Origin of the sequence: Jiangella rhizosphaerae, from assembly GCF_003579925.1 — a bacterium.
GTDB lineage: Bacteria > Actinomycetota > Actinomycetes > Jiangellales > Jiangellaceae > Jiangella > Jiangella rhizosphaerae.
The window spans coordinates 13,184-35,060 of the sequence record NZ_QUAL01000438.1; the positions used below are offsets into that span (position 1 = coordinate 13,184).

Annotated in this window: 24 protein-coding genes; 11 read left to right on the plus strand and 13 right to left on the minus strand. The window is 72.5% G+C overall.

Features of this window, described 5'->3' with window-relative positions:
• Positions 1 to 226: 226 nt before the first annotated feature.
• The gene (locus tag DY240_RS30445; protein WP_233552932.1) at positions 227 to 637 is read right to left on the minus strand and encodes a PIN domain-containing protein; all 411 of its coding nucleotides are present in this window, start codon (positions 635 to 637) and stop codon (positions 227 to 229) included.
• 27 nt (positions 638 to 664) lie between these two features.
• The gene (locus tag DY240_RS30450) at positions 665 to 1,060 is read right to left on the minus strand and encodes a helix-turn-helix domain-containing protein (RefSeq protein ID WP_199702777.1); all 396 of its coding nucleotides are present in this window, start codon (positions 1,058 to 1,060) and stop codon (positions 665 to 667) included.
• Between the two features lie 134 nt (positions 1,061 to 1,194).
• On the opposite strand from DY240_RS30450, the gene DY240_RS30455 reads away from it, so the two are divergent.
• On the plus strand, positions 1,195 to 1,875 hold the full coding sequence (locus DY240_RS30455; RefSeq protein WP_119663398.1) for an RraA family protein: 681 nt from the start codon (positions 1,195 to 1,197) through the stop codon (positions 1,873 to 1,875).
• 72 nt (positions 1,876 to 1,947) lie between these two features.
• Here DY240_RS30455 and DY240_RS30460 read toward each other — a convergent pair whose 3' ends face one another.
• The 6 genes from DY240_RS30460 to DY240_RS30485 form a co-directional block, all read right to left on the minus strand.
• On the minus strand, positions 1,948 to 2,406 hold the full coding sequence (locus DY240_RS30460) for a PTS sugar transporter subunit IIA (protein ID WP_158603063.1): 459 nt from the start codon (positions 2,404 to 2,406) through the stop codon (positions 1,948 to 1,950).
• The gene (locus tag DY240_RS30465; RefSeq protein ID WP_119663400.1) at positions 2,403 to 2,711 is read right to left on the minus strand and encodes a PTS sugar transporter subunit IIB; all 309 of its coding nucleotides are present in this window, start codon (positions 2,709 to 2,711) and stop codon (positions 2,403 to 2,405) included. Before DY240_RS30465 ends, DY240_RS30460 begins: the two co-directional genes overlap by 4 nt.
• A gap of 7 nt (positions 2,712 to 2,718) precedes the next feature.
• The gene (locus DY240_RS30470; RefSeq protein WP_119663401.1) at positions 2,719 to 4,146 is read right to left on the minus strand and encodes a PTS ascorbate transporter subunit IIC; all 1,428 of its coding nucleotides are present in this window, start codon (positions 4,144 to 4,146) and stop codon (positions 2,719 to 2,721) included.
• Between the two features lie 97 nt (positions 4,147 to 4,243).
• Positions 4,244 to 4,648: a pilus assembly protein CpaE gene (locus tag DY240_RS30475; RefSeq protein ID WP_119663402.1), complete on the minus strand. Its 405-nt coding sequence runs from the start codon at positions 4,646 to 4,648 to the stop codon at positions 4,244 to 4,246.
• A gap of 91 nt (positions 4,649 to 4,739) precedes the next feature.
• Complete coding sequence (locus DY240_RS30480) at positions 4,740 to 5,288, minus strand: TIGR03086 family metal-binding protein (RefSeq protein ID WP_119663403.1); 549 nt, start codon at positions 5,286 to 5,288, stop codon at positions 4,740 to 4,742.
• 57 nt (positions 5,289 to 5,345) lie between these two features.
• Positions 5,346 to 6,137 carry a helix-turn-helix domain-containing protein gene (locus DY240_RS30485; protein ID WP_119663404.1) on the minus strand — a complete coding sequence of 264 codons (792 nt, stop codon included), beginning with the start codon at positions 6,135 to 6,137 and terminating at the stop codon, positions 5,346 to 5,348.
• On the opposite strand from DY240_RS30485, the gene DY240_RS30490 reads away from it, so the two are divergent.
• Together DY240_RS30490 and DY240_RS30495 are read left to right on the plus strand one after the other, a co-directional pair.
• Positions 6,138 to 6,347 (plus strand): hypothetical protein, encoded by a 210-nt coding sequence (locus tag DY240_RS30490; protein WP_119663405.1) that lies wholly within the window; start codon positions 6,138 to 6,140, stop codon positions 6,345 to 6,347.
• 76 nt (positions 6,348 to 6,423) lie between these two features.
• On the plus strand, positions 6,424 to 7,620 hold the full coding sequence (locus DY240_RS30495; protein ID WP_119663406.1) for an AAA family ATPase: 1,197 nt from the start codon (positions 6,424 to 6,426) through the stop codon (positions 7,618 to 7,620).
• 123 nt (positions 7,621 to 7,743) lie between these two features.
• Here DY240_RS30495 and DY240_RS30500 read toward each other — a convergent pair whose 3' ends face one another.
• Positions 7,744 to 9,129, minus strand: coding sequence for a globin domain-containing protein (locus DY240_RS30500; RefSeq protein ID WP_158603064.1), 1,386 nt, complete (start codon positions 9,127 to 9,129; stop codon positions 7,744 to 7,746).
• 433 nt (positions 9,130 to 9,562) lie between these two features.
• Between DY240_RS30500 and DY240_RS30505 the strand changes: the two genes are divergently transcribed.
• Entirely contained in the window at positions 9,563 to 10,003 is a 441-nt protein-coding gene (locus DY240_RS30505; RefSeq protein ID WP_158603065.1) for an ATP-binding protein, read from the plus strand.
• A gap of 57 nt (positions 10,004 to 10,060) precedes the next feature.
• Positions 10,061 to 10,978, plus strand: a complete 918-nt coding sequence (locus tag DY240_RS30510) for a DUF5926 family protein (protein ID WP_119663409.1) — start codon at positions 10,061 to 10,063, stop codon at positions 10,976 to 10,978.
• Between the two features lie 204 nt (positions 10,979 to 11,182).
• On the opposite strand, the gene DY240_RS30515 is transcribed toward DY240_RS30510, so the two are convergent.
• Positions 11,183 to 12,406 (minus strand): arginine deiminase, encoded by a 1,224-nt coding sequence (locus tag DY240_RS30515; RefSeq protein ID WP_119663410.1) that lies wholly within the window; start codon positions 12,404 to 12,406, stop codon positions 11,183 to 11,185.
• A gap of 117 nt (positions 12,407 to 12,523) precedes the next feature.
• On the opposite strand from DY240_RS30515, the gene DY240_RS30520 reads away from it, so the two are divergent.
• Both DY240_RS30520 and DY240_RS30525 read left to right on the plus strand, forming a co-directional pair.
• Entirely contained in the window at positions 12,524 to 13,279 is a 756-nt protein-coding gene (locus tag DY240_RS30520; protein ID WP_119663411.1) for a glycosyltransferase family 2 protein, read from the plus strand.
• Positions 13,280 to 13,539: 260 nt separating this feature from the next.
• The gene (locus DY240_RS30525; RefSeq protein WP_199702779.1) at positions 13,540 to 14,364 is read left to right on the plus strand and encodes an arylamine N-acetyltransferase family protein; all 825 of its coding nucleotides are present in this window, start codon (positions 13,540 to 13,542) and stop codon (positions 14,362 to 14,364) included.
• A gap of 3 nt (positions 14,365 to 14,367) precedes the next feature.
• Here the strand turns inward: DY240_RS30525 and DY240_RS30530 are convergent, their stop codons facing one another.
• Positions 14,368 to 16,680, minus strand: a complete 2,313-nt coding sequence (locus tag DY240_RS30530; RefSeq protein WP_147375593.1) for a hypothetical protein — start codon at positions 16,678 to 16,680, stop codon at positions 14,368 to 14,370.
• An 82-nt stretch (positions 16,681 to 16,762) separates the two neighbouring features.
• Here DY240_RS30530 and pheA point away from each other — a divergent pair, with 82 nt between their 5' ends.
• From pheA to DY240_RS30550, 4 genes are all read left to right on the plus strand, one after another.
• Positions 16,763 to 17,698 (plus strand): prephenate dehydratase, encoded by a 936-nt coding sequence (gene pheA / locus DY240_RS30535; RefSeq protein WP_119663413.1) that lies wholly within the window; start codon positions 16,763 to 16,765, stop codon positions 17,696 to 17,698.
• A 48-nt stretch (positions 17,699 to 17,746) separates the two neighbouring features.
• Positions 17,747 to 19,009: a serine--tRNA ligase gene (serS, locus tag DY240_RS30540; protein WP_119663418.1), complete on the plus strand. Its 1,263-nt coding sequence runs from the start codon at positions 17,747 to 17,749 to the stop codon at positions 19,007 to 19,009.
• The gene (locus tag DY240_RS30545) at positions 19,006 to 19,812 is read left to right on the plus strand and encodes an HAD family hydrolase (protein ID WP_199702781.1); all 807 of its coding nucleotides are present in this window, start codon (positions 19,006 to 19,008) and stop codon (positions 19,810 to 19,812) included. Before serS ends, DY240_RS30545 begins: the two co-directional genes overlap by 4 nt.
• A gap of 440 nt (positions 19,813 to 20,252) precedes the next feature.
• Positions 20,253 to 20,708, plus strand: coding sequence for a DUF6918 family protein (locus tag DY240_RS30550; protein ID WP_119663414.1), 456 nt, complete (start codon positions 20,253 to 20,255; stop codon positions 20,706 to 20,708).
• A gap of 10 nt (positions 20,709 to 20,718) precedes the next feature.
• On the opposite strand, the gene DY240_RS33110 is transcribed toward DY240_RS30550, so the two are convergent.
• Both DY240_RS33110 and DY240_RS30560 read right to left on the minus strand, forming a co-directional pair.
• Positions 20,719 to 20,901 carry a hypothetical protein gene (locus DY240_RS33110; protein WP_199702783.1) on the minus strand — a complete coding sequence of 61 codons (183 nt, stop codon included), beginning with the start codon at positions 20,899 to 20,901 and terminating at the stop codon, positions 20,719 to 20,721.
• Between the two features lie 264 nt (positions 20,902 to 21,165).
• Positions 21,166 to 21,744: a bacterial proteasome activator family protein gene (locus DY240_RS30560; protein WP_119663415.1), complete on the minus strand. Its 579-nt coding sequence runs from the start codon at positions 21,742 to 21,744 to the stop codon at positions 21,166 to 21,168.
• Positions 21,745 to 21,877 lie beyond the last annotated feature (133 nt).

The following is a 21,877-nucleotide window of genomic DNA, read 5'->3' on the forward strand; positions in this document are numbered from 1 at the left end:
GGCGAAGAGCTGCGCTCAAGAGCATCACCGAAGCCGAGCCCACATTGTGTCGACGGCTACGACGCAGGCAACTGGCAAAGATGCTGGAGAACTCTTTCGGCGAAGTTGGGACACTCAGCCGCTCTCAGCGCGTCGGCCAAGCTTTTCGACCCTGGCCTGGCATCCCAGTAGCGCTCCTGTTTCGCGGTGACGGCTCGAACCCGGTCTGGGAAGTAGTCATCGACCATCACCAGGAAACTGCGGGACTGTGCACCTCGTAGGGCAGGTCGTCCAGGTCGACGCCGGACGATCTGAATCCACCATCCGCCGTGATGAGGTACGAGACCTTGCCGGCGACGGCCGCCGCATGGACATGTTGATCGTTCGGATCTGACCCGGGGAACGATCCATCGATACGGAAGTCCGTGATCCGGCCGCTCTCGAGTGCATCGGCGATTCGGTCGTGGAGCCGTGTGATCACCCCGCCATCAGCGGTGGGATTGTCTCGTCTGAGGTGGTAGATGACCTCTGCCAAGATGTCCTCAGTCCAGCAGAGGGTGTAGATGCGCTCGGCCGACTCCTGCTGGATCAGGATCAGCCAGTCGCGGACCGTCCTGGAATACAGAACGTTCGCGTCAGCCAGAGCACGAGTGATCACCCACCGCAGACTAGTGGCGTGTGATCATCACTCGAGGTTCAACTCGGCCTCGAGCCGGCGAAGGTCCTCAAATGCGGCACGCTGGCGCTCGAGCCGCACTCGACGGGACTCCTGGACGTCGGTGAGCTTGAGCCGGTGATGCGAACCCACCTTGTGGGCCGGGATCTCGCCGTCTCGGATCATCCTCATCAGAGTGGGACGGGAGACGCCGAGCTGCTCGGCCGCCACTGTCGTGGTGAGTTCACTCGGCAGCGACGCCACGGTCACGGTTCCACCTTCCGCGACGATCTTGAGGATACGGAGCAGAAGTTCCCCCAGCTCGGGCGGAACGACATGGGTCGCTCCCTCGTCTGCGGCAGTCAGCTGAGGGCGGGGTGCACGCTCCACCAGCTCGCGCGCCTGCTGTTCCTGACGCGGCGTCACCGTAAGAGTAGACATGACGACCTCCCGTGGCCTACAGCTACGAGTGTGCACCCTTTCAGTTATATGTGCAAGGGACTAAGCTTTTTCTCTTTCGGTGACTGCCGCGCCCAGTTGAGTCTGACTAGAGTCAGAGGATGTTCGAGAACCTGACGACGGCCCATCTCGCCGATGCCTGCCTGCGGGCGGGCGTCCCGGTCCGGTGCGCGTCGCTGCCACCCGTCGTGCCCGGCTGGAGAGCCGCCGGCCGGGCACTGCCGTGCGTCCACGTCGGCAGCGTCGACGTGTTCCTCGAGGCCTACGAGTCGGCGGGGCCGGGCGACGTGCTGGTGGTCGACAACGGCGGGCGCGGCGACGAGGCGTGCGTCGGCGACCTCGCCGTGCTCGAGGCCCGCGCCGCCGGACTGTCGGGCGTCGTCGTCTGGGGACTGCACCGCGACACCGCGGACATCCGGGCCATCGGCCTGCCGGTGTTCAGCCTGGGTGCGCTGCCGACCGGCCCGCAGCGGCTGGACCCGCGGCCGGCCGACGGCGGGCTGGTGCGGGCCGCGGTCGCCGGCTTCGAGGTGACCCGCTCCGACGCCATCCTCGCCGACGACGACGGCGTCGTCGTGGTGCCGTTCGACCGCGCCGAGGAGCTGACGGCGCTGGCCGCGGCGATCCGCGACACCGAGCGGCAGCAGGCCGAGCTCGTCCGGGATGGCACGACGCTGCGCGACCAGCTGCGGTTCGGCGACTATCTGGCGCGCCGCCGCACCGAGCCGGAGCTCACGTTCCGCCAGCACCTGCGTTCCATCGGCGGCGCCATCGAGGAGTAGGAGCCGGCACGCTTGCAATGAGCACCTCGACGCACCACACGCGGCGGGGCCCGACGTGGCGTGTACTGGTGCTCATTGCACAGGGGGACGGACGGCGCTCAGCGCGCGCACGGCGGAGCCGCGGTCCGGCGCCAGCCGTAGCTCGTCGGCGAGGCCGGCGAGCAGGTGCTCGGCCAGGTTCTGCAGCAGCGACAGGTGCGCGGCGTCGTCCGGGGAGCCGAAGGCCAGCACGACGTCGACGGGGTCGTTCTGGTCGTGGCCGAACTCGACCGGCGACGCCAGCACGGCCGCGGACAGGCACAGGCGCAGCACGCCGTCCTCCGGGCGGGCGTGCGCCAGCGCGATGCCGGGCGCCAGCACCATGTACGGCCCGTGCTTCTCGGCGATCGCGATGCAGCGCTCCGGGTAGCGCGGCTCCAGCGCGCCGGCGCTGACCAGCGGCGCGCAGGCCGCGTGCACGGCGCCGCGCCAGTCGCCCGCCCGCACGTCGACGACGGCATCGACCACCGGGCCGGCGGCGGGCTCCGTCACGACAACCAGCCCTGCGCCCGCAGCGCCTCGTCCAGCTGCCGGCGCAGCCCCTCCACGTCCATGAAGTTGCTGATGGCGAGCACCACCGGCGCGACCGAGCCGAGGTCGTCGGTGTGCAGGCCCTGCGCGATGGCGACGTCGGCCTTCATGCCGCGCGCCGACGACACGTCGGTGTGCTCGACCTTCGCCTCGACGCCGAGCGACTTCAGCGCCTTCTCGGCGTTCATCTTGAGGATCAGGCTGCTGCCCATGCCGACCCCGCAGACGGTCAGGACGGTCAGCGGGCGGTTCGGTGCTGGCGACATCGGATACTCACCGTTCTCTCGACGCTTCCGGCTGCTCCTCCGACTCTGCCAGGGCCGTGGCCTCGCGGCGCTGCAGACGCTTGAGGAGCCACGCCCACACCCCGAAGACGGCGACGACGACGAGCCCGGCCAGCAGCACGCCGTTGTCGCCGACGCCGGAGAACAGCTCGCCCAGGCCGAGCAGCAGCAGGATCATCAGGTACCAGTCGGGATCGGCCAGCGTGGCCAACTCCGGCGCGGTGTCGGACAGCAGGTTCCAGCCCAGCCACTGCCCGAACGCCAGCGAGACGCCCGTGACGACGCCGGCCAGCACCGCGCCGCGCCAGCCGCCGAACGCGTTGCCGAACACGGCCGCGCCCGCGCCGACGAAGAACAGCATGATCATCGGTGGCACGAGGACGAACCAGCCGGCCGCGGCGAACACGCCCATGAGCACGAGGAACGTCGCCGTCGTCGAGACGAAGCCGACCATGACCGCGGTCGGCGCCACCGGGAAGATCGTCGGCGCGTCCAGGGCCGGCCGCGAGCCGGGGATCGCCTTCTCGCTGATGCCGGTGAATGCCGGCACGATCTCGGCCAGGAACATCCGCACGCCGTAGAGCAGAATCGCGATGCCGGCGGCGAAGCGCAGCGCCGCGATGACGCCCCACACCCACGGGTTGATCTCCGGGTCGTACGCGGCGGCCTGCTCGTCGACCACGCCGCCGTCGGCGAACGCCAGCCCGACCAGCATGATCAGCCCGATGACGACCGCGGTCGAGACCGTGACGTCCTTGAAGAACGACAGGCGCTTCGGCAGCCGCACCTGCTCGACGTCGTGCTGGCGCGGGTCGCCGACGAACGGCGCGAGCTTTCCGCTCAGCCAGGCCACCGACGAGCTCGTGTGCCCGTAGCCCCAGTCGTCGGAGCCGATGACGCGGCGCATCATCGGCGCGATGAACAGCGGCTGGACGGTCCAGTAGCAGCCGGCCACGACCGAGCCGACCAGCACCAGCTGCCAGCGGTCGAGCTCGCCGAAGACCTGCACCAGCGACGCGGTGATGACGACGGCCATCCAGAACAGCAGGTGGCCGGTCAGGTAGACGTAGCGCGTCTTCAGGACGCGGACCAGCACCAGGTGCACCACGAAGCCGAGCGTGATGACCAGCGCGACGTCGCTGCCGTGGGTGCCGAGGAACTCGTCGAGCGTGTTGCTCGACGACGGCGGGTCCAGGCCGACGGCGCTGGAGACGATCGCCTGGAACGACGCCAGCCCGCCGACGAACACGTCGACGCCGATGAACAGGATGATGATGCCGATCGTCGCCCGGATCGCACCCCCGACGACGTCCTCGACCGGCTTGCGCTGCAACAGCAGCCCGACGGCCGTGATGAGGCCGATGAGGATCGAGACCTCGTTGAACAGGTTGGTGGCGATGAACTCGAGAACGTCCACGGATCGTGTCTCCCCGAAATCGGCGCTTCGACACCCCCCGTTCGTTGCGCGAGACCCTACTGGTCCAGACCAATCCCGGCAACCACCGTGAACGGTGTCAGTCGCCGGTGGCGAGATACAGCAGCGCCTTGCCGTACGCCTCCTCGGCCCGCTCGTCGTCGATCTCGACCCGGCGGCCGGCGACGTCGAGCGTCACGCGGTAGCCGTCGCCGGCCCGATCGAGCCGGACGAACGCGCCGCCGAGCAGCTCGCGCAGCCGCGACTCGCCGGGCAGCCAGAGCGCGGCCTCCTGCTCGACGCTGTCCAGCGCCCATTCGACGGTGCCGTTGAAGCCGATGACGCGCTCGCCGCTCGGGAACTCGTGGACGTCGACCACCATGTGGCTCACGACGAAGACCTCGTCGTCCATCCCGCGGTCGGCGATGACGAAGTGGTCGCCGGGACGGGGCTCCCAGCGCAGCCCCGCCTCGCGCAGCTTCCGGGCCAGCTCGACGGAGATCATGTCCCTATTGTCCCCCGCCGCCGAGCAAACGCTCTGGGCCGCGGGGTTCGGGGGGACACCGGCCCCCGCTCGGTCCGCTGTCGGCTTGCGCTCACCGGCGGCGGCCGAGCAACCCCAGCAACTTGGTCTGGTCGTCGGCGTCGTCGGGGACCGGGACCTCCGGGCCGCACACGCCGGGCCGGCGCAGATTGTCGCCCAGCTGACGGACCATCGGCAGCAGCTCGGCGACGTCGTCGGGCGGGATGGTGTCGTCGAGGCCGGCGCCGCGGGCGATGTCCCACCCGTGCACGACGAGGTCGAAGCCGAGGAACTGGTCGGCCGTCGCGGCCACCGTCGTCGGGCCGAACATGCCCTCGTACGGGGTGTTCGCACGCTCGGGGTCGTCGAGCAGGTCCTGCATGGCGTCGCGGGTGTGCGTCCAGGCGGCGACGGGGTCGGCGTCGACCGGCGGGCCGGGCGGCAGCGTCAGGCCACCGAGCTCGGCCACCTGGCGATGCCAGTCGACGAGGTGCGCGACGACGTCGCGGGTGGTCCAGCCCTCGCACGGCGATGGCGACTCCCAGCGGTCGGCCGGGACGGACTCGATGCGACGGGTCAGCGTGGCGGCCAGCCGGCGATAACGGTCAGCGATGTCGGTCATGTCTCCACCCTGCCGCGCGCGCGGCGGGCGGTGCTTGTACGGATGCGACATCGCGCGTCACGCCGCGCGGCCGGCCGCCTCGGGGAGGTCGTCGACCACGGAGCCGGGGCCGTGCCAGTCGGGCGCCTGGCTCTGAAGCAGCTCGCTGGGCGTGCACGACGCGATGCGGCGGCAGTCGTGGGAGAGGTGCGCCTGGTCGCTGTAGCCGGCGAGGTGGGCCAGTTCGGCCAGCCCGAGCGCTGCGTTGCCGGGGGCGCGGGCCAGCGCCATGAACCGCTGCAGCCGCAGGATGACCCGGAGCATCGACGGCGGGTAGCCGAACGCGGCCCGGCTGCGACGCTGGAGCTGGCGGTCGGTCAGCCCGGCCGCGTCGGCCAGCTCGGCGATGCTGCGCGACCGCCGGCTCAGCACCCGCACCGTCCATGACGCGAGCGGGTCGGGGCCGTCGGTCTCGGCCAGCCAGCGCCGGGCCGCCGCCGTCAGCACGGCCAGCCGCGCCTCCGCCGTCGCGGCGTCGGTGACCCGCGTGGCCAGTTCCCTCGCGCCCGGCCCGAGCACGTCGTCGAGCCCGACCCGGGAGTCGAGCAGGGCGTGCGCCGGGGTGCCGAGCACGCCGGGCGCGACGCCGGGGCGGAACCGGACGCCGACCGCGGCGGTCCCCGGCGGCGTGGTGACCGGCCACGCCGCTGTCTCGGGTCCGCACACCAGGACCCGTCCGTCGGCCAGCCACATGACGTCGATGCAGCCGTCGGGCACCAGCAGCTCGACGCCGTCGACCTTCGCCGTCCAGCCGCACACGAGCGCGTCGCGCAGCTCGGGCGCCACGGCCGCCGGCCGGTACCAGGACATGTGATCAGCCTAGGCGGCGGCACCGACAGCCCCGGGGAAACGTCCGGACCGCTCCTCGGCCTCGGCACCATCTACCTCGTCACGTCGGCCTTCACGCTGGCCAAGTGCATCCGCGACCAGCAGGAGGACACCGCGCTCACGAAGCGGCTGGACCAGGCCCGCGTCGACAAGCTGATCGCCGAGCACGACCCGTTCCGCGAGCCGGTCTGACTCGATTCGCGACACGCCTATGGTGGCGTCTAGCGAAATCTACGGCTCCAGCTAGACGACACCATAGAGTCCGATCATGGACCCGGTGCGCAACCCGTATGCCCCCGGCGCCGGTCAGCGCCCGCCCGAGCTGGCCGGCCGCGACCGCGAGCTGCAGCAGTTCGACGTCGTGCTGGAACGGATCGCGCGCGGGCGGCCGGAGCGCTCGCTCGTCCTCACCGGGCTGCGCGGCGTCGGCAAGACCGTGCTGCTGAACGCGCTGCGGTCGCAGGCGATCGGGCGGATGTGGGGGACCGGGAAGATCGAGGCCCGGCCGGACCAGTCGCTGCGCCGCCCGCTGGCCAGCGCGCTGCACATGGCGGTCCGCGAGCTCACCCCGCGCCACCGCGACCCCGACCGCGTCGACGCGTTCCTCGGGGTGCTGAAGGCATTCGCGCTGCGCTCGGCCGGCGACGACGCCAAGCTGCGCGACCGCTGGCAGCCCGGCATCGACGTGCCGGCCGCGACCGGCCGGGCCGACACCGGCGACATCGAGGTCGACCTCGTCGAGCTGCTGGTCGACGCCGCGGGCGTGGCGCGCGACGTGGGGGTCGGCATCGCCCTGTTCGTCGACGAGATGCAGGACATCCCGCCGGCCGACGTGTCCGCCCTGTGCGCCGCCTGCCACGAGCTGTCGCAGCAGGGCCTGCCGCTGGTCGTCGTCGGGGCCGGGCTGCCGCACCTGCCCGCCGTCCTCTCGGCGTCGAAGTCCTACTCCGAGCGGCTGTTCCGGTACGTGCGCATCGACCGGCTGGACCGCGCGGCCGCCGACCGCGCGCTCGTGGCGCCGGCCGAGGAGGAGGGCGTGACGTACGAGCCGGCGGCGCTCGACGCGCTCTACGAGGCGACCGAGGGCTACCCGTACTTCGTGCAGGCCTACGGCAAGGTGACGTGGGACAACGCACCCACCGACCCCATCGGCGCCGACGACGTCCGCATGGCCGCGCCAGAGGCCCAGGCCGAGCTGGCCGTCGGCTTCTTCGGATCGCGGTACGAGCGGGCCACCCCGGCCGAGCGCGAGTACCTGCGCGCCATGGCGGCTCTCTCCGACGACACGCACGGCGTCGTCCCCACGTCCGACGTCGCCACGTACCTCGGCCGCAAGCCGTCCTCGCTGTCGCCGGCGCGCGACTCGCTGATCAAGAAGGGGCTGGTGTACTCCGCCGAGCGGGGCACCATCGCGTTCACCGTGCCCCACTTCGGCCTCTACCTGCGCCGCCACGCCACCGTCTGACGGACCATCGGGTCGTCTACGACCATCTAGCGCCAGCGCTAGAGACCCCTAGACCACGCCAGACCGGCGTGCACATCGGCTCGTCTACGAGCGTCTAGCGCAGGCGCTAGAGAGAGCTAGAGCTCACCAGAGACCGTAGTCGTCGACGACGATCTGCTCGTCGGGCACACCCTGCTCGCGCAGCCGTTCGAGGCTGGTGGCCACCATGCCCGTGGGGCCGGCGACGTAGACGCGGTGCTTCCGCCAGTCGCCGTAGGCCGAGACGATGTTGCCCATGAGGTCGGGGCTGCGGTCGGTGGGGCCGTCGGGCGACACCACCGGGACCACGGTCAGCCGCCGGTAGCGCACGCCGATGGACTCCAGGTGCGGCAGCGCGTACAGGTGGTCGCGGTCGCGGCCGGCGTAGAACACGTGCACGCGACGGCCGTCCTGGCGCTGCTCGAGCTCTTGCAACGTGGCCAGTACCGGCGCGATGCCCGTACCACCGGTGATGCACAACAGGTCGTGCTCCGAGCGCGGGGTGGCGACGTCGTGACCCTGCGGCGCGCCGAGGTGCAGGACGTCGCCGGGCTCGGTGCGCCAGACCAGCGCGCTGCTGACCCAGCCGGCGCCGACGGTGCGGACGTGGAACTCGAGCAGGCCGTCGTCGCGCGGGGCGGAGGCCATGGAGTAGGCCCGCCAGATCTTCGGCCGTCGCGGCGTCGTCAGGTAGGCGTACTGACCGGGCCGGTACGGGTAGTCGGTGTGCGGACGCACCTGCATGATCGCGAGGTCGTCGAGGATGCGCCGGTGGTAGACGACCTCGGCGTCCCACCAGGGTGGCGAGATGACGGCGTCGCGGCGGGCGGCGCCCACCATGATGGACGCGATGTAGTCGTAGGCGTCGATCCAGGCCTTCTCGTGGCGCGGCGTCCACGCGTCGCCGAGCGAGCGGCGGACCGCCAGGATGAGCGCCGTGCCGACCGGAGCGTAGTGCTGGTCGATGACGCCGAACTTGCGGTGGTCGCGGCCCAGACCCTCCAGATACGGGGTGAGGCTCTCGCGGTCGTCGGCATTGCCGACGATGCGCACCAGCGCGCCGACCAGCCGGGACCGCTGCACCGCCATACCGGCGCCGAACAGCTCGCGCGTCTCGGGCGCGATGGTGAACAGCTGGGCGTAGAAGTCGGTGCCGACGTCGTCGAGGTGGTCCTCGAGCAGGGCCAGGCTCTCCCGCAGCGCCTCGCCGTCGAGCCCTGTCGTGTTGGCTGGCTGCGGTTCCAGTGCTCGCTCCGGCTCTGCCTCGGTTGGTGCTGCCGTGCCGGCCCCTGACTCGCCGCCGGACGACGGGATGTCGCCCTCACCGGCCGGACCCGACAGAGTGTCACTCGCCCCGCCGGCATGCGCAACCGCAGCATCGCCGTTGCGCTGCGGCTGCAGCGGCGGCAGCGGAACACCGGGTTCGAACCACGACACGCCGCCACGCGCGTCGGCACGGCCGGAGCCGTCGGTACCGGTAGCGTCGACCATGGCGTCGCCCGACGCTCCCCCGGTCCGATCTCCGTCCGCCCCACGTTGTCCCGAAGACCGGGAGTGAGTCCACATCGTCATCCTCTCCGCCCCGCTCTAACCTAGCGGGCGATCCGCCACTTCGGCACGGAAGGAAGAGTCACGGGTCGGACATATCTGTGCGATGAGGGCATCCTGATCATCGCACCTCCACGCCGCCGGCGCCCCAAGATCAGGCAAACGCGCTGGTGATCAACGGTATGCCGGCGAACGGCCGGCCACCAGCGGACTCAGGCGCGAAACGGGAGATCCGGCGAACTCTCATCTCAACATATGGACGTGATCGCGTGGCGAATGGTTCACTGTCGAGAGGTTTGGCAGAGTCGTGCAGTGGGCACCACTGGATGCGGGTGGCGTGGGTCCGGTGAAGGGAGATCTGGCGGTGGGTCGAGTCGTGGCCACGAGGCGTGAGGCCCGATCCAACAGCGCACGCTCCGTCGAGCTGACCGGCGAGGTCAGCAACGTCCCGCACGCCCGTCACCTCGTCGCGGAAGATCTCCGCAACACCAACGTCTCGCCCACGGTCATCGAGAACGCGCTCATCGTCGTCACCGAGCTCGTCACCAACGCCATCCTGCACGCGCGGCCGCTGCCGCTCAGCGGCACCCGCACCGGGGTCGTGCTCCAGTGGGCGGTGCTCGGCGACGACGTCCTCATCGAGGTCAGCGACGGCGGCGGCTCCGAACGGCCGCAGGTGCGCCAGCCCACGTCCACCGAGGACGAAGGCCGCGGCCTGTCCATCGTCGACGCCATCGCCCGCGAGTGGCGGGTGCGCTCCGAGCCCGGACGAGTGACGGTGCACGCCGTCGTCGGTCCGTGGAACCCGGCCGCCTGACGGCATGACGGCGTCCGGCTCACACCCGGGCGGCCGAACCGGCTACCCTCGCCTTCCGTGAGTGCCACTACCGAGGTTCCCGTCGTCGGCCCCCGCCAGCCCTGCCCGTGCGGCTCGGGCAAGCGCTACAAGGTCTGCCACGGCAAGAAGGCCCGCGAAGCCGAGCGGCAGTATGTCGTCCGCCCGTTCGCCGGGCTGCCGGGCGAGTGCGACTGGGTGGCCATGCGCGAGATCGTCTCGGCCGCGACGGCGCCGCTGCGGCTCGCCTCCGGCGACGACCGCTCGGTGGTCGTCTGCACGCTGCTGCCCGGGGCGTTCCCGGCGCTGGTGCGTGAGAACGGCGAGATCCTGCTGGCCCTGCAGACCATGACGTCCACCGGCGACCCCGCCGCCGACCTCGGGCACACGCTGGCCACCGCGCTCGAGGCCGAGCCCGGCTCGACGGTGAACCCGGGCCCCCGCACGGGCGACGCGCCGCGACTGCACGACCTCATCGACACCGACGCGGAATTCCAGGTGACGGTTCACGACGGATTCGACTACTGGTTGGATCCCGAGTCGGACTCCGGCGCCGAGGCCCGTGCGGCGCTCGAGGAGGCCAATTCCGCCGTCGTCCCGGCGGCCAGGCTCCAGTCCGTCGAGGCCGCGTACTGGTGCAGCCTCGGCGACCGCGACCAGGTCCGCTGGGTGCTGCCGTACGACGAGGAGCCGCTGCTGGACGGGCTGGCCCGGCTGCACGCCGCCGGCCAGGACACCCTCGGCGAGGGCACCCGGCTGCTCGGCACGTTCCGCGCCGCCGGACTGCTGGTCCCCGTGTGGGATCTGGTCGACGGCACGCCCGCCGACGCCGTCGAGGAACCCGCCGCCGCGCTGGCCGGACGGCTGGCCGAGGCGGTCGCCGAGAAGGCACCGCTGACGTCGGAGCAGCGGCGCGCCCGCGCCGGCCTGGCCAACCGTCAGGTCACCATCCGCTGACCACGGCGCCGGCGGGACAAGAGACGACCCCGACCGCTCACGACGGGGGAACACGAGCGATCGGGGTCACCTCGGAGCTTACCGTCTTCCAGGGGTACAAGTTCCACCGAATGGCGACTTCTTGAGACTCATTCCGTTACGGGACGATCTCGACCGGTCTGTACCGTTGTCGAAACGATGCCCTGACGCGAGGTAACGACGGCGTCAGCGGGGGCTCGGCGCCGCGGAATCGCGGCGGATCGGGCACGACATGCATCGCGGGCCGCCTCGTCCGGAGCCCAGCTCGCTGCCCGGAATGCGCAGCACCTCGATGCCGGCATCCTCGAGCCGGGCGTTGGTCTCGGTGTTGCGTTCGTAGGCGACGGCCAGCCGCGGGCCGATGGCCAGCGTGTTGTTGCCGTCGTCCCACTGCTCGCGCTCGGCGGTGACGGGGTCGAGGCCGGTCTCGACGATCCGCAGCGCGTCGATGCCCATGGCCGCCGCGGCCGCCTCGACGAACGGCGCCGGCTCGGCGTCGATGACGAGGTCGCCGCCGGTCCAGCGCAGCGCGACCGCCGTCAGCTCGTCGGCGACGTTGGGGTACATGACGATCGCGTCGTGGTCGACCATCGTCAGGACGGTGTCGAGGTGCATCGTCGCGCGGTCCTGGGCGATCGGGACGGCCAGGACGGTGTGCGCGAGCCCCGCGGCCAGGACGTTGCGGGCCAGCCGCTCGACGCCGGCCGGGGTGGTCCGCTCGCCGGTGCCCACGGCCACGACGCCGGGCCCCAGCAGCAGCACGTCGCCGCCCTCGAGGTTCTCCAGCTCCGGCCCGTAGACCAGCGGCTCGCCGGCGAAACGCGGGTGGTGACGGTAGATGGCCGACGTCAGGCTGGTCTCGCGGCGCCGCGCGGCCATGGCGAGGCTGGTCACCGCGACGTGGTCGCCGATGCGCACGCTGGAGTCGCGGGTGAACAGCAGGTTCGGCAGCGGGTCGATGACGAAGTCGTGCGGGTCCATCAGCCGGTACGTCAGCCCGCGGCCGTCGCGGAGCTCGTCATGCGCCAGCCCGGCCATGAGGACCTGCGCGAGGTCGTCGGGGTGCAGCCCGCCCAGATGCTTGCGCAGCACGTCGCGCAGGGTGTCGCCGTGCCGGGGATCGGCCAGCGCCGCCTCGATGCACTCGTGCCGCGCGGCGTCGCCGGCCAGCGTCTCGGCCAGCAGCTCGGCGAGGTACAGCACCTCGACGCCGTGGCCGCGCAGCGTGTCGGCGAACGCGTCGTGCTCCTCCTGCGCGCGGCCCACCCACGGGATGCCGTCGAACAGCAGCTTGTCGTTGTTGCGCGGCGTGAGGCGCTTCAGCTCCGGCCCGGGCCGGTGCAGCATGACGGTGCGCAGCCGCCCGACCTCGGAGTCGGCGGCGTCGACGGCGGACGTGGGCGTGGTCATCGTGAGCAGAGGCTACGCGAGCGGCGCGCCGGTTGCCGCCTCGCCCCGTCGCCGTCCATTCATCGGGGACTGGCGTCAGACCTCGCGGTCGGCTGCCAGCCCTTAAGCTTGGCGCCCATGACCACCGAGGACCGTCGCGCCGACGGCGTCGCCGCGATCATCCCCGCCAAGGACGAGCAGGACCGCATCGCGGCCACCGTCGCGGCCACGAAGAGCATCCCGGGGGTCGACCTCGTCGTCGTGGTCGACGACGGCTCCACCGACCGCACCGCCACGACGGCCACCGAGGCCGGCGCCGTCGTCGTCGGGCATGCCCGCAACCGCGGCAAGGCCGCCGCCATGGAGACCGGTGCGACGGCGCTGGCCGCCATCGAGGCCCGCGAGGCGTCCCGCACGGCCCCGCGCGCGCTGCTGTTCCTCGACGCCGACCTGGAGTCGACGGCGGCCAACGCGCGGCCGTTGATCGACCCCGTGCTGGCCGGCGAGGCGGACATGACCATCGGCGTCCTGCCGGCCCAGCGCACCGCGGGCGGCGGGCGCGGCCTGGTGGTCGATCTCGCCCGCAACGGCATCCAGCGGGCCACCGGCTGGACCGCCACTCAGCCGCTGTCCGGCCAGCGCTGCCTTACCCGGGCCGCGTTCGAGGCCGCGCTGCCGCTGGCGGAGGGGTTCGGCGTCGAGACCGGCCTCACCATCGACCTGCTGCGGGCCGGCTTCCGCGTCGTCGAGGTCGACGTCGAGTTCCACCACCGGGTCACCGGCACCGACCTCAAGGCCCAGCTGCACCGCGGCAAGCAGTACGCGCACGTCATGCGCGCCCTGGTGACGCGCGGCATCCGCCCCTCGGCGCCGGCGCGCTTCCGCCGCGTCTGAGACGTCCGCGGCACGGTAGGGCCACCGGTGTCCCGGAGGCAACGGTGCTTGTGGACGGCCATGATCATCAACGGGTCGCGCAGGGCACCAGGCGTTCTCGGTGGGCGGTGGCGTGGGCCGTCACCCGGCTTTCTCGACCGTCGACACGGTTGCAGACGTAGTACGACATGGGTTTTCGTCGTGAACGTGATCATCTCAGGGCCGGAGGAGGCCAGCGGACCCGTCGTGCGACACTGGGGGCCGGGCCCTACCGTAGGGGCATGGCGGCTGACCCCTGGGAGATCGACCGGCTCGACCTCGCCGGTTATCTGAAGCGCCTCGGCATCCCCGAGCGGGAGCCGAGCCGCGAGGCGCTCGACGAGCTGCACCAGGCGCACGTGCGCGCCTTCACCTTCGACAACATCGACGTCCTGCTGGAGCAGCACCCCGGGGTCGGGCTCGGCGCCGTGCAGGAGAAGTTCGCCGGCCGCGGCCGGGGCGGCTACTGCTTCGAGCACTCGACGATCGTGGCCGCCGCGTTGGAGCGGCTGGGCTACGACGTGCGCCGGCACCTCGGCCGCGTCGGCGATCCGGCCGCCGGCACCCAGCAGGGTCGCAGCCACATGGTCGTCGAGGTCGTGCTGGACGGCGAGCGGCTGCTGTGCGACCCCGGGTTCGGCATGAGCCTGCTGCGGCCGATCCCGCTGGCCGACGGCACCGAGTCCGACCAGGACGGCTGGCCCTACCGGGTCGCGAGCGCCGGCGACGGCCTCTGGGGGCTGCAGCGCCACCGCGAGGCGGGTTGGGAGCTGGCGCACACGACCGACGAGTACGAGGTCAAGCCGATCGACGTCGTCATGGCGCACCACTACACGAGCACGTTCCCCGGCATCCACTTCCGCACCGGTCTCATGGTCGGCAAGCACCTGCCCGGCCGGCACGTCATGGTCACCCACCAGACGGCGACCATCCGCCGTCCTGGCGAGCCCACCGAGCACCGGGCGTTGCGCGACGGCGAGCTGACCGAGTGGCTGCGGGTACTCGAGGTGCCGCTCACCGCGGACGAGGAGGCGCGTCTGCTCGAGCGGGTCGCCGCGCTCGGCTGACCCCTACTGCGACGGCGTCAGCTCGCGCTCGGCGCCCGCCGCGGCCGGCGCCAGCCGCTGGGCCGCCGCCACCGCCGCCATGCCCAGCGGCACGCCGACCGTCAGCAGCAGCGCCGGCACGATGATGCCGGAGTCGTTGGCCGCGAACCCGGCCGCGCCGGTCAGCAGCGCCGCCCACACGAGGTACCGGAACAGCGACCAGTGCAGCACCGTCCGGCTCACCGCGTTCTCGCCGTCGGGGCGGATCAGCCAGAGGATCAGCAGATAGGCCAGCGGCACCAGCCAGCCGTAGATGGGCCAGCGCTCCAGCGTGCCCAGCGACGCCTCGGCCTTGCGGAAGATCACCGTCAGGGCGTCGCCGGAGAGCACGTCGGCGAAGAAGCTGCCGAAGTGGGTGCGCGAGCCCGGCGGGCGCAGCCAGTCGACGAACGCGAACAGCCCGAACAGCGCGGTCGCGCCGGCGGCGGCGAGGACCAGCCGCGCGAGCGTGACGCGGGCGCCCAGGGTGCCGAGCACCAGCACCGCGAACCCGGGGATCGCGGCGAGGATGCCGCCGACGTCGGCGCCGGCCTGCGGCGCGCCGTCGATGACCACGGCGATCATGCCGACCACGGCGACCGCGCCGGCGGCGAACCGGCGGGAGCGGCCGGTGTCGAGCAGCCACTGTCCCAGTGCGGCCGCGGCCACCAGGCTGGCCACCACGAAGATCGCGAACGGGATGTTGCCGAACCCGTAGAAGCGGCCGGCCACCAGCGGCGACAGCCCCAGCAGGCTGGACTGCTGCAGGCTCGACCCGCTGGCGACGTCGACCGCGAGCACCGTCGCCGTCACGCCGGCCACCACGCCGGGCGGGCCGTAGACGCGGCGCCGCCACGGCCCGGCCAGCGCGACGATGGTCAGCGCCACCGCGCACACGACGATGGACGTCCACAGGACGGTGTTCGGCTGGTCGTAGCGCCACCACCGGGTGATGTTGGCGAGGTAGGAGGCCACCGGAGCGGCCGCCACCAGCACGGCCACCACCTGCACGACGCGCAGGACCGCGGGCCGGAACGAGACGCCGCGCCGCAGCGCCAGCAGCGCCGCGGCGCACACGACGACGAGGAGGCCGCCGAGGATCTGGAAGAACGGCCCGGACTGGTCGCGGTAGATGTCGGACGCTCGGTCGACGCCGATCAGCTCCGACACCGTGGCCGCGGAGCTGCCGGGGTGCCCCCCGGAGGCCCGCCACGGCCGGCCGACGACGTCCTGCGCGGGGTCGTCGACGCCGGCGTAGGCCAGCAGCGTCGGAGCGATGTCGGTCAGCTGCACCAGCCCCGGCCACAGCGTCGACGACGACGTGAGCCACTGCGGCCCGAAGGTGCCGCCGTCGGCGATCGGACCGGAGGCCAGCGCCGCCCGCAGGCCGGCCGGCGGGATGGGCGTCGGCTCGTCGGGCAGCGGAACCGGCGTGCCGACGCTGTCGGCGAGCCCGGCGATCATCAGCGCGGTGTCGGGCGGCAGCTGGTCGATGATGCGCTTGACGAGCGCATCGATGCTCGCCGCGGCCTGCCGCCGGGTGTCGAGGGCGGTCTGGACGGTGAGCTCGTCGCTGCCGCGCGGCGCCGGGTTCGGCAGCCCGCCGAGGTCGACGACGGTGACCGGGCACTCGCTCAGCAGGCCGGAGCCGAGGTCGCCGGAGAACGGGTGGTACGCCGGGACGCGGCCGGTGGAGTCGGCCAGCGCCAGCGCCGCGCCGGGGCCGACCGCCGTGGCGCACACACCGGCCTCGGCCAGCCGGTCGCCCAGCAGGCCGATCTCGGCGTTGTAGGAGTTGTCGTCCTGTTGCTGCTGCAGCAGCTCCCAGCCGGGGACGACGGCGCCGGGACCGTCGGGCGCCGCCGAGGGTTCCGGCGGCTGACGGCAGAAGCGGTCGCCCTCGCCGTCGGCGTCGGTGTCGAAGATGTCAGTGGCGCGGCGCCCCGAGCTCACCGTCAGCCAGCCGTCGACCACGCACGTGCGGGTGCGGACGGTGCGCACGGTCAGCGAGCCCGCCGCCTCGGAGCCGGCCATGTCGTAGAGCGTGGGCATGCCCTCGGCGGTGATGTCGGGCCACGACAGGCCGGCGATGCCGAGCAGGACCACCCGCTGCTGGGGATCGGACGTGGTGGCCGGCGCCGGTGTGTCGGCGGCCGCGGGCGACGCCGCCAGGAACGGCACGAGGACGGTGAGGAGCGCCACCAGGAGCCCGGCGAGGCGAACCCGGCCCGCCCGCACCCGGAGCCGTACGGCGCCGAGGTGCGTGCCGGTGCTGCCTGCCCGCTCCACGTCCATCATGCACGACCGTATCCGTACCAGCCCGTTCCGAAGGCAACGACGGTGCTAATTGTGGCCAGGCTGACACACTAGTCTTCTTGCCATGACCGATCGTTACGCCTATCTGGGCCCGGAGGCGACGTTCACCGAGGCGGCCGCCCTGCGCTTCCCGGCCCTCGCCGGCGCGACGCTGGAGCCGTCCCCGTCGGTGCACGCGGCCATCACCGCGGTGCGGACCGGCGAGGTCACCGGCGCCGTCGTCCCCCTCGAGAACTCCGTCGAGGGATCGGTCAACGCCACGCTCGACGAGCTGATCCGCGGCGAGCCGCTCACCATCACCGCCGAGGTGCTGCTGCCCGTCACGTTCACGTTGCTCGCCCGCCCCGGTACGGACCTCGCCGACGTCCGGCGCATCGTCACCCACCCGGTGGCCGAGGCGCAGTGCCGCGCGTGGGTCACCGCGAAGCTGCCCGACGCCGTCATCGCGCTGGGCCCGTCGACGGCGGCAGCCGCGGCGTCCGTCGCGCACCGGACGCCCGGCCCCGACGGCACGGTGTACGACGCCGCCATCGCCGCCCCGCTGGCCGGCGAGCGCTACGGCCTCGACGCCCTCGCCGTCGACATCGGTGAGGACTCCGACGCCGTCACGCGCTTCGTGCTGGTGACGCGCCCCGGCAAGCCGGGCCGCGCGACCGGATCGGACAAGACCACGCTGGTCGCGTTCATCCGCGACGACCACCCCGGCGCGCTGCTGGAGATCCTCGAGCAGTTCTCCACCCGCGGGGTCAACCTCACCCGCATCGAGTCGCGCCCGACGGGCAATGGCATGGGGCGCTACTGCTTCGCCATCGACGTCGAGGGGCACGTCGCCGACGCCCGGGTGGGCGAGGCGATGATGGGCCTGCGCCGGGTCTGCGCCAACGTCCGCTTCCTCGGCTCCTACCCGCGCGCCGACGGCGTCCGCCCGCCGGTGCTGCCGGGCACCTCCAACGGCGACTTCGCCGACGCCGCGGCCTGGCTCGAGCAGTTGCGCGGCTGACCCGAAACCCGCGCGCGTTCTGCTGCCCGGGCCGGATACCCTCGGGTGGTGCTAGATCTGCGCCTGATCCGGGAAGACCCCGACCGTGTCCGTGCCTCGCAGCGAGCGCGGGGCGAGAGCGAGTCCGTCGTCGACGAGCTGCTCGCCGCCGACGAGTCGCGCCGGTCCTCCCTGGCCGAGTTCGAGCGGCTGCGCGCGGAGCAGAAGCGCCTGGGCAAGCTGATCCCGAAGGCCGCGCCCGAGGAGAAGCAGGAGCTGCTGGCCACCACGCGCGAGCTGGCCACCGCGGTGAAGGCCGCCGAGGCGGCCGCCGACGAGGCACAGGCGCGGCTCGACGAGCTGGCCCGGGTGCCGTCGAACATCGTCCTCGACGGCGTGCCCGCCGGCGGCGAGGACGACTACGTCGTGCTCCGCGAGGTGGGCGAGAAGCCCGCGCTCGACACCGTCCGCGACCACCTCGAGCTGGGCGAGCGGCTGCGCGCCATCGACACCGAGCGCGGGGCCAAGGTCTCCGGTGCCCGGTTCTACTTCCTCACCGGCGTGGGCGCCCAGCTCGAGCTGGCCATCCTCAACCACGGCATGGCCACCGCCGTGGCGGCCGGGTTCACGCCGGTCATCACGCCGACGCTGGTGCGTCCTGAGATCATGGGCGGCACCGGCTTCCTCGGCGCGCACGCCGACGAGATCTACCGCGTAGAGGCCGACGACCTCTACCTCGTGGGCACCAGCGAGGTCGCGCTGGCCGGCTACCACGCCGACGAGATCCTCGACCTCTCCGACGGGCCGCTGCGCTACGCCGGCTGGTCGGCCTGCTACCGGCGCGAGGCGGGTTCTTACGGAAAGGACACCCGCGGGATCATCCGCGTTCACCAGTTCCACAAGGTCGAGATGTTCTCCTACTGCCGCGAGGAGGACGCCGCCGACGAGCACGCGCGGCTGCTCGCGTGGGAGGAGCAGATGCTCGGCGACATGGAGCTGCCGTACCGCGTCATCGACGTCGCGGCGGGCGACCTCGGGTCCAGCGCGGCCCGCAAGTTCGACTGCGAGGCCTGGCTGCCGTCGCAGGAGCGCTGGCTGGAGCTGACGTCGACCTCGAACTGCACCACGTTCCAGGCCAGGCGCCTGGGCATCCGCGAGCGCACCGACGGCGGCACCCGCGCGGTCGCGACGCTCAACGGCACCCTGGCCACCACCCGGTGGATCGTGGCGCTGCTCGAGAACCACCAGCAGCCTGACGGCTCGGTGCTCGTGCCGAAGGCGCTGCGGCCGTTCCTCGGCGGGCGCGAGCTGCTGGAACCGGTCGCGGCGTGACGCTGCCCGACGGGTGGCGCCCGGCGCTGGTCGCGCTCGACGTCGACGGCACCCTGGTCACGTACGCCGAGTTCCACCAGCCGCCGCGGCCGCCGGTCGTCGACGCCGTGCGCCGGGCGCACGACGCCGGCGCGCACATCGTCGTCGCGACCGGGCGGTCGATGCACTCGACGCTGCCGCTGCTGGACCAGCTGGGCCTCAAGGACGGGTACGCGGTGTGCTCGAACGGCGCGGTGGTGGTCGACGTCGCCACGCGCACGCCGTTCGACATCGAGACGTTCGACATCACCGACACCGTCCGCTACTTCACCGCCCGCATCCCCGACGCCGTCCTGGCGGTCGAGGAGCTCGGCCGCGGCTACCGCGTCACCGGCGAGTTCCCGGCCGGCGACCTCGACGGCGACGTCACCGTCGTCCCGCACGAGGAGCTGGTCACCCAGCCGGTGACGCGGCTGGTGGTGCGCTGGCCCAACGGCGACCGCGAGCAGCTGCGCGAGATCGCCCGCGACTCCGGCCTGCCCAGCGTCGACTACGCCATCGGCTACACGGCGTGGCTGGACATCATGCCGGTGGGCGTCTCGAAGGCGTCCGGGCTGCGCAAGGTGGCCGGCCGCCTGGGCGTGACGGCGGCCGGCGCGCTCGCCGTCGGCGACGGCCACAACGACCTCGAGATGCTGCGCTGGGCCGGCGTCGGCGTGGCGATGGGTCAGGCCCCCGACGACGTCAAGTCCGTGGCCGACGCCGTCTGCGGCGACGTCGAGTCCGACGGCCTGGCGCTGCTCCTCGACGGCTACTTCGCCTGAAGACAGGACCATCCCGGGCTCCGGCGGACCATCGCGAGGATGTCCCGAGTGCAACCACGACTGATCGCGGCGCGCTGCCGTGGCTGGTACCCGGCGTCGGCCGGCGTCCTCGCTCGACGGGCCGCCACTTCACCCGTCTGAAGGCCACATGCCCTGTCCACGGTCGCCGGGTATGGCCTTTCGCGCGGGTGAGGTGTCAGCCGGGCGCGTGACGCCGGTGCTGTCCCGTCCGCCCGCGTTGGATCGTCGGGCCAGGGAGGCGGGCGGAACCCGGGCGGCGGCGCGGCGCGTTGCCACTTCGGCCACTCTGATCCCACCAGGCCGCTCGCACACCAAACCGGACGAAAGCCACTCTTCGCCGCACCGATCTTCGTGTTCTACAGTGGCGGAGCACGACCGTCACACCTGATCATTTTCGATACTGAGGGGCACTTCCCACTATGGCTGACACACTCCGCGAGATCCTTCTCGACCCGAGCCGCCGGCCGGCCGTCGTCAAGGACCTCCACCAGCTCGTCGACGCCGAGGTCTCCGACAAGAGCGGCGTCTCGGGGATGGCCGTCAAGGGCGGCTACGCGGTCCTGAAGAAGATCAACGCCGGGTTCGTCCCCGAGACCATCGACAACATGCTCGACTCCTTCGTGGAGCGGGCCGAGCCGTTCTACGCCGACTTCCAGGCCACCGGGGGCGGCTCGCTCGCCGACTACTTCGAGGGCCGCCGCACCGAGGTCGCCGACGCCCTCCTCGGCGTCTCCGACGCCCGCGCCGCGGCGTCGCAGCGCGACAGCGTCAAGAAGGTCTACAGCAAGCTGCGCCCGCAGGCGCAGAAGCACGTCGAAGAGGCGCTGCCGCGGCTGGCCGGCGTCATCGAGAGCCACGCCCGCACGGCCGCCTGACGGTCTCGGCTCACCCGCGTGGCCGGGCGGGGTCGACGTCGTCGAGCCGCTCGGCCAGGCGGGCCACGCCGGCCCTGATCATCCGGCCGTAGCCGTCGTCGTCCAGCTCGTCGCACGCTGCCAGCGCCAGCACCGCGTGCGACCGGGCGGCGTCGAGCTCACCCAGACGGCGGTAGGCGTCGGCCAGGTTCAACCGCAGCGACGCGGTGAAGCCGCGCGTCGAAGCCGTCGGCCGCCGCGAGCGCCCGCAGGTCCCAGTCCAGCTCGGCCGCCACGTCGTCCTGGAGATCGGCCAGGTGGTGCGCCAGCACGCACCGGTGCAGCGGCCCGCCGCCCAGCGACTCCAGCTCCGCCCACAGCCGCGTCAGCAGCGAGCGCGCGGCCGCCCGCGACTCGGTGTGGCCGACGGCGACCGCGGCGGCGATCCGCTCCAGCAGCGGATCGCCGGCCGGGATCGTCAGAGGTACATCCCGCTGCCGCGCTGTTCGCCCTCGTCGGGACGGCCCTGACCGGGCATCGCCTGGCCCGGCGCCAGCTGCACGCCCGGGGGCAGCGCCCGGCGCATCTGCTCCAGCTGCGCCCGCGCGGCCATCTGCTGGGCGAACAGCGTGGTCTGGATGCCGTGGAACAGGCCCTCGAGCCAGCCGACCAGCTGCGCCTGCGCGACGCGCAGCTCGGCGTCGGTGGGCACGCTCTCGTCGTCGAAGGGCAGCGCCAGCCGCTCCAGCTCGTCGACCAGCTCGGGCGCCAGGCCGTCCTCGAGCTCGTCGATGGAGGCCCGGTGGATCTCGCCCAGCCGGCGGCGGCTGGCCTCGTCCAGCGGCGCGGCCTTCACCTCGTCGAGCAGCTGCTTGATCATGCTGCCGATGCGCATGACCTTGGCCGGCTGCTCGACGAGGTCGGTGAGCGAACGCTGCTCCTCCTGGCCTCCGGGCGCGGACTCGACGGCCATGCCGCCGGGGCCGACGACGACGACACGCTGCTCGTCGTTCTCGTCGGTGTCGTTGGTCTCGGCGTTCTGGTTCGGCTCCGTCATGGGACCATCTTTACCCCTCCGGGCGCGCTGGCGCCCGGCCGGGTCGAAGTTGCTGCCCGCCCGGGCGCTCCGCCGCGGTCCGGCCGGCCGCCTCGGCCCGGCGCAGCGCGAGCAGCTCGAGCGTCCGGCGGCG